General features: G+C 66.9%; 15 protein-coding genes. 12 read left to right on the forward strand and 3 right to left on the reverse strand.

Annotated features, from left to right (window positions below; all coding sequences use genetic code 11):
* Nucleotides 1–43: 43 nt before the first annotated feature.
* Nucleotides 44–1438, reverse strand: a complete 1395-nt coding sequence (locus AC1DNG_RS17260; RefSeq protein WP_476887854.1) for a LysM peptidoglycan-binding domain-containing protein — start codon at nucleotides 1436–1438, stop codon at nucleotides 44–46.
* Between the two features lie 308 nt (nucleotides 1439–1746).
* Here AC1DNG_RS17260 and AC1DNG_RS17265 point away from each other — a divergent pair, with 308 nt between their 5' ends.
* Nucleotides 1747–2100, forward strand: a complete 354-nt coding sequence (locus AC1DNG_RS17265; protein ID WP_026266238.1) for an Rv2175c family DNA-binding protein — start codon at nucleotides 1747–1749, stop codon at nucleotides 2098–2100.
* A 136-nt stretch (nucleotides 2101–2236) separates the two neighbouring features.
* Here AC1DNG_RS17265 and AC1DNG_RS17270 read toward each other — a convergent pair whose 3' ends face one another.
* Nucleotides 2237–3331, reverse strand: coding sequence for a polyprenyl synthetase family protein (locus AC1DNG_RS17270; protein ID WP_028275891.1), 1095 nt, complete (start codon nucleotides 3329–3331; stop codon nucleotides 2237–2239).
* Entirely contained in the window at nucleotides 3328–3855 is a 528-nt protein-coding gene (locus tag AC1DNG_RS17275; protein ID WP_028275890.1) for a RodZ family helix-turn-helix domain-containing protein, read from the reverse strand. The genes AC1DNG_RS17270 and AC1DNG_RS17275 overlap by 4 nt, the downstream gene beginning before the upstream one ends.
* 115 nt (nucleotides 3856–3970) lie before the next feature.
* Between AC1DNG_RS17275 and dinB the strand changes: the two genes are divergently transcribed.
* The 11 genes from dinB (at nucleotide 3971) to ftsW (ending at nucleotide 18198) form a co-directional block, all read left to right on the forward strand.
* Nucleotides 3971–5227 carry a DNA polymerase IV gene (dinB, locus tag AC1DNG_RS17280; protein ID WP_476870569.1) on the forward strand — a complete coding sequence of 419 codons (1257 nt, stop codon included), beginning with the start codon at nucleotides 3971–3973 and terminating at the stop codon, nucleotides 5225–5227.
* Nucleotides 5228–5521: 294 nt separating this feature from the next.
* Nucleotides 5522–5893, forward strand: a complete 372-nt coding sequence (locus tag AC1DNG_RS17285) for a DUF3040 domain-containing protein (protein ID WP_028275888.1) — start codon at nucleotides 5522–5524, stop codon at nucleotides 5891–5893.
* 435 nt (nucleotides 5894–6328) lie between these two features.
* Nucleotides 6329–6757: a division/cell wall cluster transcriptional repressor MraZ gene (gene mraZ, locus AC1DNG_RS17290; protein ID WP_028275887.1), complete on the forward strand. Its 429-nt coding sequence runs from the start codon at nucleotides 6329–6331 to the stop codon at nucleotides 6755–6757.
* 225 nt (nucleotides 6758–6982) lie between these two features.
* A complete protein-coding gene (gene rsmH, locus AC1DNG_RS17295) occupies nucleotides 6983–7981 on the forward strand; it encodes a 16S rRNA (cytosine(1402)-N(4))-methyltransferase RsmH (RefSeq protein WP_018772338.1) in 999 nt (332 codons plus the stop codon).
* Complete coding sequence (gene ftsL, locus AC1DNG_RS17300; RefSeq protein ID WP_476850414.1) at nucleotides 7978–8664, forward strand: cell division protein FtsL; 687 nt, start codon at nucleotides 7978–7980, stop codon at nucleotides 8662–8664. The genes rsmH and ftsL overlap by 4 nt, the downstream gene beginning before the upstream one ends.
* 41 nt (nucleotides 8665–8705) lie before the next feature.
* The gene (locus AC1DNG_RS17305; RefSeq protein ID WP_476887855.1) at nucleotides 8706–10508 is read left to right on the forward strand and encodes a peptidoglycan D,D-transpeptidase FtsI family protein; all 1803 of its coding nucleotides are present in this window, start codon (nucleotides 8706–8708) and stop codon (nucleotides 10506–10508) included.
* Nucleotides 10509–10704: 196 nt separating this feature from the next.
* Nucleotides 10705–12378, forward strand: a complete 1674-nt coding sequence (locus AC1DNG_RS17310) for a UDP-N-acetylmuramoyl-L-alanyl-D-glutamate--2,6-diaminopimelate ligase (RefSeq protein WP_476887856.1) — start codon at nucleotides 10705–10707, stop codon at nucleotides 12376–12378.
* Nucleotides 12379–12384: 6 nt separating this feature from the next.
* On the forward strand, nucleotides 12385–13962 hold the full coding sequence (locus tag AC1DNG_RS17315) for a UDP-N-acetylmuramoyl-tripeptide--D-alanyl-D-alanine ligase (protein WP_476887857.1): 1578 nt from the start codon (nucleotides 12385–12387) through the stop codon (nucleotides 13960–13962).
* The gene (gene mraY, locus AC1DNG_RS17320) at nucleotides 13959–15068 is read left to right on the forward strand and encodes a phospho-N-acetylmuramoyl-pentapeptide-transferase (RefSeq protein ID WP_028275881.1); all 1110 of its coding nucleotides are present in this window, start codon (nucleotides 13959–13961) and stop codon (nucleotides 15066–15068) included. Before AC1DNG_RS17315 ends, mraY begins: the two co-directional genes overlap by 4 nt.
* Nucleotides 15050–16651, forward strand: coding sequence for a UDP-N-acetylmuramoyl-L-alanine--D-glutamate ligase (gene murD / locus AC1DNG_RS17325; RefSeq protein WP_476887858.1), 1602 nt, complete (start codon nucleotides 15050–15052; stop codon nucleotides 16649–16651). Before mraY ends, murD begins: the two co-directional genes overlap by 19 nt.
* Nucleotides 16652–16653: 2 nt before the next feature.
* Nucleotides 16654–18198 (forward strand): putative lipid II flippase FtsW, encoded by a 1545-nt coding sequence (gene ftsW / locus AC1DNG_RS17330; protein ID WP_476887859.1) that lies wholly within the window; start codon nucleotides 16654–16656, stop codon nucleotides 18196–18198.
* The last annotated feature ends 5 nt before the right edge of the window (nucleotides 18199–18203 follow it).

Raw genomic sequence — 18203 nt, forward strand, 5'->3', positions numbered from 1 at the left:
AGGGAGCCTGTGCTGGAGTCTGTAGTTGGCCGAGCGGCCGGGTTTAGCTGAACAGTTGCCGGTTGGCCTTGATGGCGGCGACGTAGCCCTTGGTGTCCTCGAACATGCCGTTCTGGCTCACCGAGTACTGGCCCTGGTAGTAGCCGGCGATTGCGTTGTCCACATCCGGGCTCGTGCGGACCAACTGGCGGATGATCGCGATGCCTGCCGTGGCGTTGTCGTAGGGATCGAGCAGGTTCAGCTGGCGGCCCACCAGATCGGAGGCCCATTCGCCGGAGGACGGGATGACCTGCATGGTGCCGATCGCATTGGCCGGTGACACCGCACGCTGGTCGAAGCCGGATTCCTGGAAGGCAAAAGCCAGTGCAAGGCTGGCGTCCACGCCCATGCGCCGGGCCGTGTCCGCGACGATCGACTTCATCTGCTGGCGGGTGGGCACCGGAGAGGCATTGAGCAGCGCCTTGTTCTGGTTGGCCGAGCTGACCACCGCGGCCGGGTAGCTGAACCCGAGGAACGTGCTGGGCACGAGGGGCGTGGTGGTGGCAGGCGTGCTCGATGCCGGTGCGATGGTCGACGCGCCGGGGATGACGAGCTTCTGGCCGGGGTAGATGATGCTCGACATTGTCAGCCGGTTGGCCGACAGGACGTCCGAGAGCCTGACACCGTTGCGGGCCGCGATGCCGGAGAGGGTGTCGCCGGCCTTGATGGTGTAGGAGCCGGAACTGGCCGGCGCGGGCGCCGACGGCTTGGGTGCGGCGGCCGTCACGGGTGCGGAGGGGGCCGGGGTGCTGGAACCGCCGCCGACCTTGACCTTCTGGCCGGGATAGATCACGGAGCTCATGCCGAGCCCGTTCCACTTGAAGATCTCGGAAAGGCCAACGCCGTGGCGGGTGGCGATGGCGCTCAGGGTGTCGCCGGACTTGACGACGTACACGCTGCCGCCGCCCGAGGCGGGCGTTGTCGGCGTCGATTTCGCCGGTGCGGACGGTTTGGGCGCTGCCGGCGTCGGCGTCGAGCCCGTGAGCTTGATCTTCTGCCCCGGGTAGATGATGGTGTTCGCCTGCAGGTTGTTCAGCTTGAGCACGGCAAACGTGTCCAGGCCGTAGCGGCCGGCAATGGCACTGATGGTGTCGCCGCGGGCGATCGTGTAGACGGCCGGAGCGGCCGTCTGCGCGGGCCGCAAGGCGCTCGGCAGCGTCACCGGGACGGAGGCGGCCGGGATCACTGCCGCCTTCAGGGATGTCGCCGCGTCAGCCTTCGCCTGGGCACGCATGGCGGCCGCGAGCGTTGCCGGGACCGAGCGCACCCGCGATTCGGCTGCGGCAGGCTGGGCGATCGCCAGGGAGGAAAGCACGACGGCGGGAAGCGCCGCCGTCGTCGCCGCGATGAGCGGCAGGCTGCGCCCCGGACGGAGCTGTGGCGAACGTGAGGTTGTCATTGGAAAGATCCTCTTCTCAGCGGCAACGCTGCGGTCAGGCCGGTAGAACTGGTGTTACCAGTGTGACAAAAGTTATTTCTGTTACAAATGTGATCTATGTGAATCTCTCATGAATTGGCAATTAGCACAAGAACCGTTTGACATTCCGCAAACCCGTTTCCGGTGGAGTGTCGCCCGAAAGTCGTTCCAGGGGAGTCCCCCGGTGAAGCCGGGCGGCATTCCGGCGCGGCGGGACCGGCCATGGCCGCAGCGTGAATTCTGCGGATGCCGACTAGGCGGCGGGGCACCGGCCGTGGCAATCTTTATGCGTGAGTAATGTAGAAAGCCTCGTGGGCGAATGGCTGCCCCTGCCCGATGTCGCACAGCTTCTGAACGTATCTATCACCAAGGTCCATGCATTGCTGGACGAGCGTGCGCTGGCGGCCGTGAGAATCGGCGACCGGCGCATCCGGTCCGTGCCTGCGGCTTTCATCCAGGACGGGCATGCGGTGGAGAGCCTGAAAGGCACCATTGTTGTTCTCTCAGACGCCGGATACTCGGATGAGGAACTGATCAACTGGCTCTTTACGCCGGACGATTCCCTCCGCGGCCGGCCCATTGACGCCCTGCGGGAAGGGCGCAAGACCGAAATTCGCCGCAGGGCGCAATCACTGGCCTGGTAAAAGCAGACCGGCAGCAACTGCGCCGGCAGCATCCCCCGGACGTGCCATGACGGGCCGTGCACAGCGCAAGCGCCGTGCACGGCCCGCCGCGTTTCCAGGCATCGTTTAAAAAGGCATTGCTGCCGTGAGGGCCGGGTTAAGCGGCGCGGCTGACCGTGGCTTCTGCCAGCCTGCGGAGCGCGGTTTTGGGCAGCTCCTGAAGCGGCAGCAGGTCCAGGGCGGCGAAGGCGGCCTTGCCGAACTCCTCGATGAGCACTTCCGTGGCCTGGAGTGCGCCGCAGTCCACGATGATCCGCCGGATCTCCTCGATGTCCGCGTCGCCGAGATCGGGGCTGCCCAGCTTGGCGTCGATGAACTCTGATTCGGCCGCGGAGGCCTGGTCCAGGGCGAAGGCCACCAGGACCGTGCGCTTGCCCTCACGGAGATCGTCCCCGGCAGGTTTGCCGGTGGTGACGGGGTCACCGAAGACGCCAAGGACATCGTCCCGCAGTTGGAACGCCTCACCGAGCGGCAGCGCGAACGCGGAATAGCCGCGCAGCAGCTCGTCGCCGGCGCCGGCCAGGGCGCCGCCGAGGGCGAGCGGGTGTTCGGTGGAGTATTTGGCCGACTTGAACCGGATGATGGACTGGGCCCGGCTGACGGCCCCGGCGCGGTCCCGCCGGGGCCCGGCGACCTCTTCCAGGATGTCGAGGTACTGCCCGGCCATGACTTCTGCACGCATGAGGTTGAAGATCAGCCGTGCCGGGCTGCCGGAGGCGGCACGGTGTCCGATCTCCGTGAACGATTCCTCGCTGAAGGACAGGCAGAGATCCCCGGTCAGGATCGCTGCCGCGTGGCCGAACCGCTCGCTGTCCAGCGCCCAGCCCTGGGCCTCGTGCAGTTCAATGAACCTGCGGTGGACGCTGGGTCCGCCCCGGCGGGTGTCCGAGCGGTCAATGATGTCATCGTGGATCAGGGCCGCGGCCTGGAACAGCTCCAGGGCCGAGCCGGCGGTGACCACCTCGGCCGCGCCGGCTTCTCCGCCGGCGCCGCGCCACCCCCAATAGCACATGAGCGCCCGCAGGCGCTTTCCGCCCGTGACCAGGTTTGAGATCGAGCCCATGAGCGGATCGATGTCCTGGGAGATCGAGGCCATGATGGCCTGTCGGCTGGTCAGGAACTCGGTGAGCTTGCCGGCGACGGCGGCCACGTAATCCGCCTGCTCGAGCCGCAGCTGTTCGGCGAGACTCACTTGACGGACTCGGCAGCGACGTTCGCACCGATCGTGAACGTGGACACCCCTGTTGTCTGCATGACGGAGATGTTCACGGTTTCGTTGTCCCCGCGCAGGAAGTCCTTGGAAGGCAGGGCACCGACGGTTTCCCCGGGTACGGGCTTGAATCCCTGCGCCTGCAGCCCCTTGGCGTAGAAAGCCAGGACATCGGCGGCCGGGGCGGTGATGCTGCCGACCAGTGCCGCGGTTGCCGGCACCGTGGTTTTGTCGAAGCTGCTGGAGACGACCTGGGCTCCTGGCATCAGCGGCAGGAGTTTCTGCGGGAAGCCGGGTACGAGGGCGCCGACCGTGGCTGACGTGCCGGGCTCCGCGGAAGGGCTGGGGGGAGCCGTGGTGGAGGACTGCGCAGAGGCGTCCGGGGTCGACGCCGGCGACGCCGCCGGGCTCCCGGTGCCGGCAGGCGTGCATGCGGCCAAGGCCAATAGCGCGCCAGCCGCCGCGATGGCGGCTGCGGCACGTTTGCGCTGTCCAAATACCTTCACAGGGACTTTCCTCCTGGGGTTGAAGCGGAATCAGCCTCCAGTTTAGTCAGTCCCCGGGCATAGGATTGAAGACGTGGGGCCGGACGCAGAGAATCAGCAGGGAGCGCAGAGGAATATGCACCCCAACGGGCCCTCGAATGCGCAGCCCCAGATCCAGCCTGCCGGCAGCCTGGGCGGGGACTCACTGCTGGAACTGCGGCGCAGCAGCATCATGCACGTGGACATGGACGCCTTCTTTGTCTCCGTGGAGTTGCGCAGCCGGCCCGAGCTGAAGGGAAAGCCCGTGATTGTGGGCTACCCGGCGGACCGCTCCGTGGTGCTCTCCGCGTCCTATGAGGCCCGCGCCTTCGGCGTCAGATCGGCGATGCCCATGGTGGTGGCGGCGCGCATGTGCCCCTCGGCTGTCATCATCGAGCCCCGCCACAAGCTGTACTACGAAGTGTCCGGCCAGATCATGGCAATCTTTGGTTCCATCACCGACCTCGTCGAGCCGCTCAGCGTGGATGAGGCGTTCCTGGACGTCGGGGGAGCCATCCGGAGGCTCGGGCCGCCACGGGAGATTGGCGAACTCATCCGGGCCCGCGTGTTCCGGGAGCTGGGCATTACGGCATCAGTGGGCATCGCCGCCAGCAAGTTTGTGGCCAAAATCGCGTCCACCCGCTGCAAACCGGACGGGCTGCTGCTGATCCGGCCGGAGGAAACCGTCCCCTACCTGCACAGCCTTCCCGTCAGTGCGCTCTGGGGAGTCGGCGGCAAGACCGTGGAGGTGCTGGCCCGACGGGGCATCAGGACGGTGGCGGACGTCGCAGCGTCGCCGCTGCCCTCGCTGCGCAAGCTGCTGGGCGCATCGGGGGAGCATGTCTACCGGCTCTCCTGGGGCATCGATCCGCGGCCCGTGACGCCGGTCCGCCTGGAAAAGAGCATTGGTGCCGAGGAGACGTTCGCCACCGACACCGCGGATGACGCGCTGCTTCACAGGGAGCTGCTGCGCCTTTCGCACCGGACGGCGGAGCGCCTCCGCAGTGCCGGTATGCACGCCCGCACCGTGGCGCTCAAGCTGCGCTACGCCGACTTTTCCACTATTACCCGCAGCCGCACCGTGAGCACACCGATCGACAGCGCCCAACTCCTGTACGCGGTGGCAGTGCAGCTCCTGGAATCGGTGGGTCAGCGGCCCATGACGGTCCGGCTGGTCGGCATCCGCGCCGAGCAGCTGGAAGAGGCCGCCGATGCCCCGCTTCAGCTCAGTCTTGACCGACGGGACGACAACTGGCGGGCCGCCGAACAAGCCCTCGATGCTGTCACCCGGAAGTTCGGCAACAAGTCCGTCCTTCCGGCCCGGCTCCTGGATTCCGGGGGCGCCCTTGAGTGAACCCGGCCTGAACCCCGTCGGGCCGCCCGTTCCCAAGGGTTCCGGCGGCGAAAGGGCCTTAAGACTGTCTTTCAGAACAGGCCGCAACAATCTATCCTTATTAATACCTAGGTTTAGGACTACTGGATCGACCGTTCGGGCGACCTGGCCAGCTAAGACCGGCGCGGGAGAGCTGAATTGGCCCCCTTTTCACCAATGGCGGTGACGGGGGAACCACTTCGGAATCCCGGGCGTTAGGGAATTAGGGCAATGGCCACGTCATGCCCGGACGTTGGCAGACTTGAGGAGGTCGTGATGCCGCTCTCGGAACACGAACAGAAGTTGCTGGAGCAACTTGAGAAGCAGCTGCATGAGGACGACCCAAAGTTTGCAAGCTCAATGGGATCGGTCCCCGGACGCTCATGGTCCACCCGCCACCTTGTCATCGGCGTGCTCGCGACTCTCGCGGGCGTGCTGCTGTTATTGGTCGGGGTGTCGATGCAGAACATCTTTGTCGGGGTCCTCGGCTTTGTTGTGATGGGCGCCGGCGTCTATTTCGCCACGATGCGCAGTTCTGCGGTCGGCAAGGCCAGGGCAGCCGGCGGACGCAAGCAGGGCAAGCCCAGGAGTTCGTTCATGAGCAACCTCGAGCAGCGCTGGGACGAACGGCACGGGGGCGAGTCCTAAACCGCTCAGTGACGGCCCCGTAAAGTCCTCCACTTCCCGCCACCGGTCCGCCGGGGAGCGGCGCGAGACCCGCTTCGGCGGGTCTTTCGCCATTTAACGCGGTTATTTCCGGCGCCTTTGCTGCAGCCTTGCTGGAATTTGGCTTCGATGGCGCCGCAAAAGGGACAACCGCACCGAATTATTCGCTCCCGCGCCGGTGCGCCCCGTCAATCGGTGCGGGGTGGGAGGCAAGCAGGCAAAAATCGCTCCACTTTCCCCCACCAGTCCCGATTGCCTGCAAATGCTGGGAAGAAGGGGGATAAACATCCGCAGAATTGTCTAAACATCCCGGGCGTGTCGTTGACTGTGGAGCGATGTGGAGTAATGTGGAGGGCGTAAGAGGGTAGTGGCAGCACAGGGGACGTTGGACTTCCTAAAACAGACAGGCGGTGGGCCGTGTTTCTCGGCACACATTCGCCGCGTCTGGATGAAAAAGGTCGAATTATCCTCCCCGCGAAGTTCCGAGAGGAACTTGCCAGCGGGCTGGTTCTCACAAGGGGCCAGGAGCGTTGCATCTACGTCTTCAGTGAGGCGGAATTCGGCCGGGTTCACGAGCAGATGCGGGAGGCTCCAATTTCCTCCAAGCAGGCACGTGACTACATCCGTGTTTTCCTCTCTGGAGCCTCGGACGAGGTACCTGACAAGCAGGGGCGCGTGACGATTCCGCCGGCGCTCCGGGAGTATGCAGGTCTTGGCCGGGAACTCGCCGTCATTGGCGCAGGATCCCGGGCAGAGATCTGGGACGCCCAAGCCTGGAATGAGTACCTGGCCGAAAAGGAAACCGCCTTCTCGGAAACAGACGACGCCATCCCGGGGATTCTCTGAACCCCCACTGATCCACCAGCAAACAACGTTCCTTGATCGAGATCTCCAGCCGCCCATCCGGTTGCTGTCCTGGCTCACTTCCCCGGAGCCAGGCCGGCGCAGGATAGGCGCGGATGGGGATCTGGACCAAGGAACGTTGCGTAAGAGCAGTACCAAGCAACTCGCAACTAGCAAAGCGCAACTAGCAAAGCTCAAAACAAACAAGGCCAACGAAAGGACGAAGGCATGACGGATCCCGACCAGGCGAAGCCGACGTCCGAACGCCATGTACCGGTCCTCAAGGACCGGTGCATCAATTTGTTGGCCCCCGGCATCGAGGCCGCACGGAGCCGCGGCGAGACCCCCGTGGTGATCGACGCGACGCTCGGCATGGGCGGACACTCGGAGGCCCTCCTGCAGCGCTTCCCGGACCTTCACCTGATCGGCATCGACCGCGACGAGGAAGCCCTGGCACTGGCGGGGGCCAGGCTGGCGCCCTTCGAGAACCGGACCGACCTCGTTCACGCCGTCTACGACGAAATCCCGGACGTCCTCGAAGACCTGGGCTTCACCGAAGTCCACGGAGTGCTCATGGACCTCGGCGTATCGTCCCTCCAGCTGGACGAGCGGGAACGCGGCTTCGCCTACTCCTTCGATGCGCCCCTGGACATGCGGATGGACACCAGCCGGGGCCAGACGGCCGCCGACGTCGTCAATAACTACAGCGAAGAAGAACTCGTCCGGATCATCCGGAAGTGGGGCGAAGAGAAGTTCGCCGGCCGCATCGCGAACAGGATCGTGGCCGCGCGCGCCGAAAAGCCCTTCACCACCACCGGCGAACTGGTCGACCAGATCCGGGCCGTGGTGCCCGCCGGTGCCGCCAAATCCGGCGGCCACCCCGCGAAGCGCACATTCCAGGCGCTCCGGATCGAGGTCAACGAGGAATTGGACGTCCTCGAGCGCGCCATCCCGGCAGCGATCGAGGCCATCGCCCTCGGCGGCCGTGTGGTGGTCATGTCCTACCACTCCCTGGAAGACAAGATCGTCAAGGGCTTCTTCCAGGCCGGATCGAAGTCCTCGGCGCCGCTCGGCTTCCCGGTCGAGCTCGAAGAGCACAAAGCCGAACTCAAAACCCTGACAAAGGGCACCGAGGTACCCACCGCCGCTGAAATCGCCGAAAACCCCCGCGCAGCTTCCGCCCGGCTGCGCGCCGTCGAACGCATCAAAGCCAGGAGAGCCGCATGAGCACCGCCGCCGTCAACAGCTACCCCGTTGCCCAGGGCGCCACTGCCCGTGCCCTGCCCGGCCTCCGCCCCGGCCTTGACCAGCCCCGCAAGGCACGCACCCCGCTGTCGGTGGTCCGCTCCGTGCCGCGCAAGCGCCGCGCACCGTTCGTGGTGCTCTGCTTCGGGCTCCTGGCGATTGCCCTCATGGCCGTGCTGGTCCTGAACATCTCCGTCTCCTCAGCCCAGTACCAGCTGGTCCAGCTCCGCAGTGAACAGACCACACTGACGAAGCAGAACCAGGACCTCACCCAGCAGGTGCAGAACTTCGACGCCCCGCAGAACCTGGCGGCCAAGGCCACGGAGCTGGGCATGGTGGCTTCGGTCGCCAAGGGCCAGATCGACCTCTCCACCCTCAATGTCACCGGCAAGGCCAAGCCGGCCGTCAAGGGTGATGCCCCGGGCGCCGTCATCGCCGCACCGGCCGTCGCCGGGCAGCTCACGGTTGTCCCGCCGGCCACGGAGAACGAGCCTCTCGCCCAGCGCAAGGCGGCGGACACCAGGCCGGCCGACACCAAACCGGCGGACACAGACAAGGCGCCGGCAGCTGTGAAGCCCGCACCCGCACCGAAACCCGCCGCCCCCGCCGTGGAACTCCACGGCGGTTCGGTTCCCGCCCCCGCGCAGAAGACGCCGGGGCAGTAACGTTCACTGACCACCAGCAAGGCAAGCAGCAAGGACTCACCGTGGCGAAGAACTCCGGCAGGGCAAACAAGGCGAAAGCCCCAAACCCCACCCGGCGGCTCCGCGTGGGGCTTGGCATCATGCTGGCGCTCCTGCTGGTGGTCGGCGGCAAGCTGTTCATGGTCCAGGGCCTGGACATCGGGGGACTGGCTGAGGCCGCCCTCAACAACAGGCTCACGCCCACCGTGCTGCCCGCGGAGCGCGGCAGCATCCTCGATTCCTCCGGCGCGGTCCTGGCCAGCAGCGTCATCCGCTACAACGTCGTTGTGGACCAGACAGTCAACACCAAGACCGAAACCTTCCGCCGGTTCGAGACCATCAACGGCAAGGACGAGCTCGTCAAGGTCACCCGGGACCAGGGCATCTCCGAACTCGCCGCCGTGCTCGGCATGGACCGCGGCACCCTCCGCGATGCCCTGACCGGAACCCAGCGCTACTACATCGTGGCCAAGGACCTGAAACCGGACGTCGAGGACAAGGTCTCCAAGCTGCAGATTCCCGGCATCGTCACCGAAGGCACCAGCAAGCGGGTCTACCCCAACGGCTCCGTGGCCGGCGGAATTGTGGGTTTCCTCAAGGACGGCAGCACCGGACAGGCGGGCCTCGAGCAGACCCAGGACGAGGTACTCAAAGGCACACCGGGCAAGCGGCTCTTTGAAATCGGCGCCGACGGACTGCGCATCCCGGTCGGCGTGGACCAATTGACGCCGGCGGTGAACGGCAAGGACATCAAACTCACGCTGAATTCGGACCTGCAGTACTTCTCCCAACAGGCGATCCAAAGCCAGAAGGACAAGCTCAGCGCCGAGTGGGGCGTGATTGTTGTCCAGGACGTCAAGACCGGCAACATCGTGGCCATGGCCGATACCGACTCCCCGGATCCGAACGACCCCGGCAAGGTTGCCGCCGAGGACCGCGGGGTCCGGGCCGTCACCGCCGCCTACGAGCCCGGCTCGGTGGAGAAGATGATCACGGCCGCAGCTGCGATTCAGGAAGGGAAGTCCAGCCCGCTGGACAGGTTCACCATTCCACCGACCTACACAGTGGACGGCCAGACCTTCAGTGACGCGTTCGAACACGGCACCGAGCAGCGGACGCTGGCGGGCATTGTCGGCTATTCCATGAACACCGGCACAGTCATGGTGGGCCAGCGGCTGAGCAAGGAACAGCGCTATGACTGGCTGCGGAAGTTCGGCATCGGCGATGCCCCCGACATCGGTCTGCCGGCCGAATCCAAGGGCATCCTGACCCCGGCCGACCAGTGGGACGGGCGCCAGCAATACACAGTGCTCTTCGGCCAGGGCGTCGCCCAAACCACCCTCCAGACTGTCCGGGCCTACCAGAGCATCGCCAACGACGGCGTGATGCTCCAGCCCCGGCTGATCGACAGCTACATCAACCCGGACGGTGCCGAGGAAAAAGTCCCGGCCAAAGCCCCGCAGCAGGTCGTCTCCAAGGAAACCGCCAAACAGGTCCGCGACATCCTTGAGAGCGCCGTAACCGAGGGCGAGATCAAAGAGGCTGCGATCGACGGGTACCGGGTGGGCGCCAAGACCGGCACATCCGAATCGCCCTGCGACGACGGCAAATCAGGGTTCTGCGGCTATACAGCCTCCATCATCGGAATGGCGCCCATGGACGATCCGCGGTTTATTGTTGAGGTGGTCCTGCAACGGCCCAAGGGAAGCATCTTCGGAATCACCAACGGACCGGTGTTCCGTTCGGTGATGAGCCAGACGCTGCGCACATTCAACGTCCAGCCCTCCACCGGCGAACCCGCGCGGCTGCCGCAGTACGCCAAGTAGCGCCTGTTCCACCTGGCACCCGGAAGTCACCAGCCGACGCCACACCCATTGCCTGCGCGCCGGAGCATTTCCGCGTGCACAGGTCCCGATCTACCAGTGCCCGATTCATTCAGTGCCCGATTTTTTCAGTGCCCGATTTTTTTCAGTGCCCGATTAGTTCAGTGCCCGATCCACTAGCACCACAACGGAGATCCACTTGTCAGAGCTCACCGACCCCGATGCTTCCGCGCCGTCCGGCCATGACTCCACCCAGGGCTTCCGGCCCACTGCGGTTCCCGCAGTGCCGCTGGCAGACATTGGCGCGGCGATCGGCGTCGCCGTTCCCGGTGCATCCGGCTCCGTCCAGGTCACCGGGATCTCCCTGAACTCCCGGTCGGTCCGCCCGGGAGACCTGTACGTGGCCCTGCCGGGCGCCACACGGCACGGGGCCGACTTCGTGTCCCAGGCCGTCGACGCCGGCGCCGTGGCGGTCCTGACAGACGACGCCGGGGCGCGCCTGCTGGCCCTGGGCCATGACATCGCCGTCCCTGTCCTGCTGGCCCACGAGCCGCGCAGCGTGGTCGGCCGGCTGTCCGCGCTCATCTACCAGAGCAGGCCCGACGGCGCCGGGGCACCGGCCCTCTTCGGGGTGACAGGCACCAACGGCAAGACCACCACCACCTATTTCATCAATGCCCTGCTGCGGGCGCTGGGCAAGCGGACCGGGCTGATCGGGACGATTGAGATCCTGGCCGGCGGGGAGCCGATCCCGAGCCTGCTGACCACTCCCGAATCCACGGATGTGCACGCACTGCTGGCGCTCATGCGCGAACGCGGGCTCGATGCCGCCTCCATGGAGGTTTCCTCGCACGCCGTGTCCTTCCACCGTGTCGACGCCGTGGTGTTCGACGTCGCCGGCTTCACGAACCTCACCCAGGACCACCTGGACCTGCACGGGACCATGGAGGAATACTTCCAGACCAAAGCCCGGCTGTTTTCGCCGGAACGCGCCCGCGCCGCCGTCGTGACCATCGATGATGACTGGGGCCGCAAGCTTGCGGCCACCGCCGAAATCCCGGTCACGACCCTGGCCACGGCCGGGACCGACGGCGCCGGGCCGGCTGACGCCGACCGGACCACGGACCGAACCGCGGACTGGACTGTGGTCCGGACTGCTCCGCGGGGCCTCGGCTCCGACTTCGTCCTCCGGCACCGCGACGGCGCCGAGCTGCGCGTCCACACGGGCCTGCCGGGCGGCTTCAACGTCGCCAATGCCGCGCTGGCCACGGTGATGGTCCTCGCCGGCGGCCACGAGCCGGCCGCGGTGCAGGCCGCCCTCGACGCCGCGGATCCCTTCACCGTTGCCGTGCCGGGCCGGATGCAGCTCGTGTCCACGGCCCCGGCCGCCGTGGTGGACTTCGCGCACAACCCCGACGCACTGGCCCGTGCCCTCGAAGCCGTCCGGTCCCCGGAACCCGGATCCAGAGTGATCATCGTTTTCGGCGCCACCGGACAGCGGGACCAGGGCAAACGCCCCGCGATGGGTGCCATCGCGGCGCGGCTGGCGGACACCGTGATTGTCAGCGACGACGATCCCCACGACGAGGACGCGGCGGCCATCCGCGCGGACGTCCTTGCCGGGGCCCTCGCGGCCAAGGACGACGAAGGCCTGGACTGCACAGTCCTGGAGGTCTTCCCGCGCGACGCCGCCATCCTGAAGGCCGTAGAGCTCGCCGGAGCCGGGGACACCATCCTCGTGGCCGGGCGCGGTCACGAGGTCTGGCAGGAAGTCAAGGGAGTCAACCTGGCACTGGATGACCGGGTGGAGCTTCGGAACGCCTTGACAGCACGGGGATTCACCGTTCTCGAAGACCACCGGATAGAGTCCTAAACCGAGATGATTGCATTTACAGCGGCGGAAATCGCCGACATAACCGACGGCCGGCTCGCCGCGGAACCGGGAATTACCCCCGCCTCCGTGGTGACCGACTCCCGCGAGGCCACGGCGGGTTCCCTCTATGTGGCCAAACCGGGGGAGAACGCCGACGGACACGACTTCGTCGGCGCAGCCTTTGACCGGGGCGCCGTATTGGCGCTCGTGGAGCGCGAAGTGGCCGACGCCGCCGGAACGGACTATCCCGCCGTCGTCGTTGAGGACACTGTCCTCGCCATGGGCGCGCTGGCCGCCGAAGCCGTCCGCCGGATCCGCACCAGCCGCGCCGCGGCCGGCGCCGCTTTCACCGTGGTCGGCATCACCGGCTCCGCCGGCAAGACCACCACGAAGGACCTGCTCGCCGGAATCTTCGCGGCCGCCGGCGCCGAAGGTGCCACAGTTGCACCGCAAGGGTCCTACAACGGCGAGATCGGCGTGCCGCTCACAGTCTTCAAAGCCGACTTCGACACCCGCTACCTCGTCATCGAGATGGGTGCCACGGGCATCGGCCACATCCAATACCTCGCGGACATGGTCCGGCCGGAAATCGGCGTCGTCCTCGGCGTCGGCTCCGCCCACGCCGGGGAGTTCGGCGGCGTCGAGAACATCGCGGTGGCCAAGGGCGAACTCGTGGAGGCGCTCCCGGCCGGGGGCACCGCCGTGCTGAACATGGACGACTCCCGCGTCGCCGCGATGGCCACCCGGACCCGGGCCCGCGTGCTCGGCTACACCTCACGCGCGGCCGCCACAGGCCAGGACAACGCCATCCAGGCCGACGTGGCCCAGGCCGATGTGGTGGTGGCCGCGGATGTGGAACTGAACGCCGACGGCCACCCGGAATTTGAGCTCTACCTGCCCGCCGACGTGACGGACGGAAGAGCACCGCACGGACCAACCCGGCACCACGTCGCGGCCAAGCTGATCGGCGCCCATCACATGGCCAACCTCCTCGCGGCCGCGGCCGCGGCCCACGCGGCCGGCATCCCCGGGGCGCAGATCGCGGCCTCGCTCAGCGCGCAGACCGCCGCCAGCCGCTGGCGGATGGAGCGCACGGAGCGTCCCGACGGCGTGACCGTCATCAACGATGCGTACAACGCCAACCCGGAGTCCATGCGGGCAGCACTGCGGACGCTGGCCGAGCTGGGCCGCGGCCGCCGCACCTGGGCAGTCCTGGGCGCCATGCTGGAACTGGGCCCGGATTCCATCCGCGAGCACATGGCAGTCGGCACCCAGGTGGTGCGGCTGAACATCTCCCGGCTCGTCGTGGTGGGCCGGGAGGCGCGGTCGCTGTATGTCTCCGCCGTCAACGAAGGCTCCTGGGGCGACGAATGCGTTTTCGCCGAGACGGCGGACGAGGCCTACGTGCTTCTCCAAGCCGAGCTCCAGCCCGGCGACCTGGTCCTGTTCAAGTCATCGAACGGCATCGGGCTGCGCCACTTGGGGGATCGGATAGCATTACCCCCACATGCCACCCAAGACTCTCCCGAGCGACCTGCTGAGGGAACTGCCGCAACCGCCACAGAAGGGAGTGCACAGCTGTGATTGCACTGCTGATGGGCGCCGGAATGGCGCTGCTCCTCGCGTTTGTAGGCACCCCGCTGTTCATCCGGTTCCTGGTCCGCAAGGGCTACGGACAATTCATCCGGGACGACGGACCCACCTCCCACCACACCAAGCGGGGCACGCCCACAATGGGCGGCACCGTGGTGGTCGTGGCGGTCCTGGTCAGCTACGGGCTCACGCACCTGATCATGTGGATGATGAACCCGCACTCACCGGGGCCAAGCGCCTCCGGGCTTCTCCTGCTCTTCCTCATGGTGGGCATGGGGCTGGTCGGATTCCTGGATGACTTCATCAAGATCTCCAAGCAGCGCAGCCTGGGCCTGGACGCCAAGGCCAAGCTGATCCTTCAGGGCGCCGTTGGCATCATCTTTGCCGTGCTGGCGCTGAACTTCCCGAATGCGGCGGGCCTGACCCCGGCGTCCACCCAGATCTCGCTGGTGCGCGATATTCCGTGGCTTAACCTCGCGTTCGCCGGGACCGTGCTCGGCGCCATCTTGTTTGTGCTGTGGTCCAACCTGATCGTCACGGCCGCGACCAACGGCGTGAACCTCACCGACGGCCTCGACGGCCTGGCCGCCGGCGCTTCCGTCATGGTGTTCGGGGCCTACACGCTCATGGGCATCTGGCAAAGCAACCAGGCCTGCGGATCCCCGCGGCAGGCCGGCAGCGGCTGCTACTCGGTCCGCGACCCCCTGGACCTGGCCCTGCTGGCCGCCATCCTGAGCGCGGCGATGGTCGGGTTCCTGTGGTGGAACACCTCGCCCGCAAAGATCTTCATGGGCGACACCGGCTCCCTTGCCATCGGCGGCGCCGTCGCAGCCTTCGCGATCCTGTCCCGCACCGAACTGCTGCTGGCCTTCATCGGCGGGCTCTTCGTCCTCATCACGCTCTCGGTCATCATCCAGGTGGGCTACTTCAAAATCACCAAGGGCAAACGGTTCTTCAAGATGGCACCGCTCCAGCACCACTTCGAGCTCAAGGGCTGGGCCGAAGTCACGGTGGTGGTCCGGTTCTGGATCCTGTCCGGGTTGTTTGTCGCCGCCGGCCTGGGCATCTTCTACGCCGAATGGGTGGTGCTGCTGTGACCGGTCCCATCCCCGCCCCGCTCACCACCTCGCCCCGGCTGCAGGGACTCACCACCTGGGATTCCGAGTGGGCCGGACTGCGCGTCGTGGTCACCGGCATCGGCGTCTCCGGCTTCGCCGCCGCCGACACCCTCATTGAACTCGGCGCCCGGGTGGTGGTGGTGGATGCCGCCACCAGCGCCAAGGCGCTGGCCCAGGCCGACACACTCCGCATCGTCGGCGCCGCGGACGTCCTGCTGGGCGAGGAAGCGGTGGAGTCCGTTCCGAAGATCGACGGGCAAAAGCCGGACCTGGTGGTCACGTCCCCGGGCTGGCGCCCGGACCAGGCCCTGCTCGCCGCAGCGGCACGGGCGCACATTCCGGTGTGGGGCGACGTCGAGCTCGCCTGGCGGCTCCGCGAACGCGAGGGCCGTAAGACCGCCGACTGGCTGGCCATCACCGGCACCAACGGCAAGACCACCACGGTCGGCCTGACCGAATCCATGCTCCAGGCCGCCGGCCTGAAAGCGATCGCCGTAGGCAACGTCGGAACCCCGATCCTGGACGCCCTGCGCGATCCCGTGGACTACGACGCCTTCGCGGTGGAACTGTCCAGTTTCCAGCTGCACTGGAGCCACTCGGTGTCGCCGGTGGCCAGCGTGTGCCTCAACGTCGCTGAAGACCACGTGGACTGGCACGGCTCCTACGCCTCCTACCTGGCCGACAAGGCCAAGGTCTACGCCAACACGCAGAAGGCCTGCATCTACAACGCCGAGGAGATCGAGACCGAGCGCATGGTCGAGGACGCGGACGTGGTTGAAGGCTGCCGGGCCGTGGGATTCACCACACTGACCCCGGCCATCAGCATGCTCGGCGTCGTGGAAGGGCTGCTGGTTGACCGGGCGTTCATCGCCGAACGCAAGGACAGCGCGGCCGAACTCGCCTCGATCGCCGACCTGGGACCGGTGGCGCCGCGCCACATGGTGGCCAACGCGCTGGCAGCCGCTGCCCTGGTACGGGCCTACGGGGTGGAGCCATCGGCTGTGCGCCAGGGCCTGCTGAACTACCTTCCGGGAGACCACCGGATCCAGCTGGTGGCCCGGCATGAGGGTGTGCTGTGGATCAACGATTCCAAAGCCACCAACCCGCACGCCGCCGCCGCCTCGTTGTCCGCGTTCCAGAATGTGGTGTGGATCGCGGGAGGTTTGTCCAAGGGCGTGAATTACGACTCCCTGATCCAGGAACAGGGCAGCCGGCTCAAGGCCGTGGTCCTGATCGGCGCGGACTCCAGCGATCTGCAGGCCGCCCTGAAGCGACACGCGCCGGATGTCCCCGTGATCGGGCAGGGCAAGGGCGAGACTGAAGACGTGCAGACTGCCGGTACGGCCAAAGCCGACGCAGGCCCTTCGCCGATTTTCGGCGAGACTGTGATGGCCCAGGCCGTTGCCTCGGCGGCGCAGCTGGCCGCCTCCGGGGACACTGTGCTGCTGGCCCCGGCGGCTGCTTCCATGGACCAGTTCTCTTCCTATGCTCACCGTGGCGATGCCTTCATCGAAGCTGTCCGCGAGCTCGTGGAAGGGCAGGCTCAGACCAGCGAGGAGTAACAATGGTCAGCACGCCCACACGTACGACGGCGGCGCGACCCGCCGCAGGCGGGGCCAGTAGAGGCGGGGCCACCAGTGGCACGCCCGCCGGCCGTCCGGCCCCTTCGGCGGCACGGCCAACGGCCGGCGGCCCCGCCGTCACCCCCGCGGCCCGGGTGCGTGCCTGGAGCCGCGGATTCTGGTCCGCGCTGGAAGGCACCGGCAGGTCGCGCAACGGATCCACGTACTACCTGATCCTTGGCTCCACCCTGGCGCTGACGGCGATCGGGATCATGATGGTCCTCTCGGCCTCCAGCGTGGAAGCCATCGCCGCGGGGGAGTCGCCGTACTCCGCCGCCCTCAAACAGGGCGGATTCGCCGCGATTGGCGTCTTCGCGATGCTTGTCCTCTCCCGCGTGAACGTCGTCTGGCTCAGGCGCTTCGCCTGGCCGCTCATGTTCCTGGCCATTGCGCTGCTGGGCCTGGTGCTCCTCGTGGGACGCAGCGCGCTGGGCAACCAGAACTGGATCGACGTCGGTCCGTTCACGTTCCAGCCCTCCGAAGCCGCCAAGCTCGCCCTCGCGCTCTGGATGGCCACCGTGCTTGACCGCAAGGCCAAGCTCCTCCACGAATGGCGCCACGCGCTCATTCCGGTCGTGCTCCCGGGCGCCATTGCGGTCCTGGGCCTCATCCTGGCCGGAAACGACCTCGGGACGGCCATGATCGTGATGATCATCGTGGCCGCCGCGCTGTTCTTCGCCGGCGTGCGGCTGTACCTTTTCGGGTTCGCCGGGGCGGTCCTGGCCCTTGGCGCGACGATCCTCGCCGTCACGAGCCCGAACCGGATGTGCCGCATCCTGTCATGGACGGGCCAGACCTGCGCCGACGGTTCCGACCTGAACTACCAGTCCACCAACGGCCTGTACGGGCTCGCGTCCGGCGGCTGGTTCGGCGTCGGACTGGGCCAGAGCCGGCAGAAGTACAGCTGGATCCCGGAAGCGCACAACGACTTCATTTTCGCGATCATCGGCGAGGAACTCGGACTGGTCGGCACGATCGTCGTCCTGGTCCTGTTCGCCATCCTCGGCACCGCCATCTACCGGGTGGTCGTCGCCCAGCACGATGTCTTCCACCGCGTCCTGGCCGGCACGATCATGGTCTGGCTGCTGGGCCAGGCCAGCGTCAACATGGCCGTGGTCACCGGGCTGGCACCGGTGATCGGTGTCCCACTGCCCTTCATTTCCTATGGCGGCTCGGCCCTGCTGATGTCGCTGTGCGCAATCGGCGTCGTCCTGTCCCTGGCCCGGGCACAGATGGACCCCGGCATGCAGCCGAAGAAGATGCTCAGGTTCGGCCCGGCCGCCTTCGCCAATTCCGTGCGGAGGGCCCGCGCTGCCCGGGCTGCAAGGACTGCCGCCAGCCGGTCCGCCGCCAGCACGGCCTCCAGCCGGTCCGCCGCCCGCACGGCCGCCCGGCCCAAGGCCCCCGCAGGCAAGAGCCCCGCCACCAAGAACCCCACCAAGAACCCCGCCAAGAGCCCCGCCACCAAGAACCGTACGAAAGCGTAAACAGC

The sequence above is a fragment of the Arthrobacter sp. 01T425 genome (genome assembly GCF_056398725.1).

Excerpts from the sequence above, each read along its gene's own strand:
- AC1DNG_RS17260 (WP_476887854.1), bottom strand. The coding sequence starts at position 1,438 with ATGACAACCTCACGTTCGCCACAGCTCCGTCCGGGGCGCAGCCTGCCG.
- murD (WP_476887858.1), top strand. The coding sequence starts at position 15,050 with ATGGGTGGTGCTGCTGTGACCGGTCCCATCCCCGCCCCGCTCACCACC.
- ftsL (WP_476850414.1), top strand. The coding sequence starts at position 7,978 with ATGAGCACCGCCGCCGTCAACAGCTACCCCGTTGCCCAGGGCGCCACT.
- ftsW (WP_476887859.1), top strand. The coding sequence starts at position 16,654 with ATGGTCAGCACGCCCACACGTACGACGGCGGCGCGACCCGCCGCAGGC.
- dinB (WP_476870569.1), top strand. The coding sequence starts at position 3,971 with ATGCACCCCAACGGGCCCTCGAATGCGCAGCCCCAGATCCAGCCTGCC.
- AC1DNG_RS17285 (WP_028275888.1), top strand. The coding sequence starts at position 5,522 with ATGCCGCTCTCGGAACACGAACAGAAGTTGCTGGAGCAACTTGAGAAG.
- AC1DNG_RS17315 (WP_476887857.1), top strand. The coding sequence starts at position 12,385 with ATGATTGCATTTACAGCGGCGGAAATCGCCGACATAACCGACGGCCGG.
- rsmH (WP_018772338.1), top strand. The coding sequence starts at position 6,983 with ATGACGGATCCCGACCAGGCGAAGCCGACGTCCGAACGCCATGTACCG.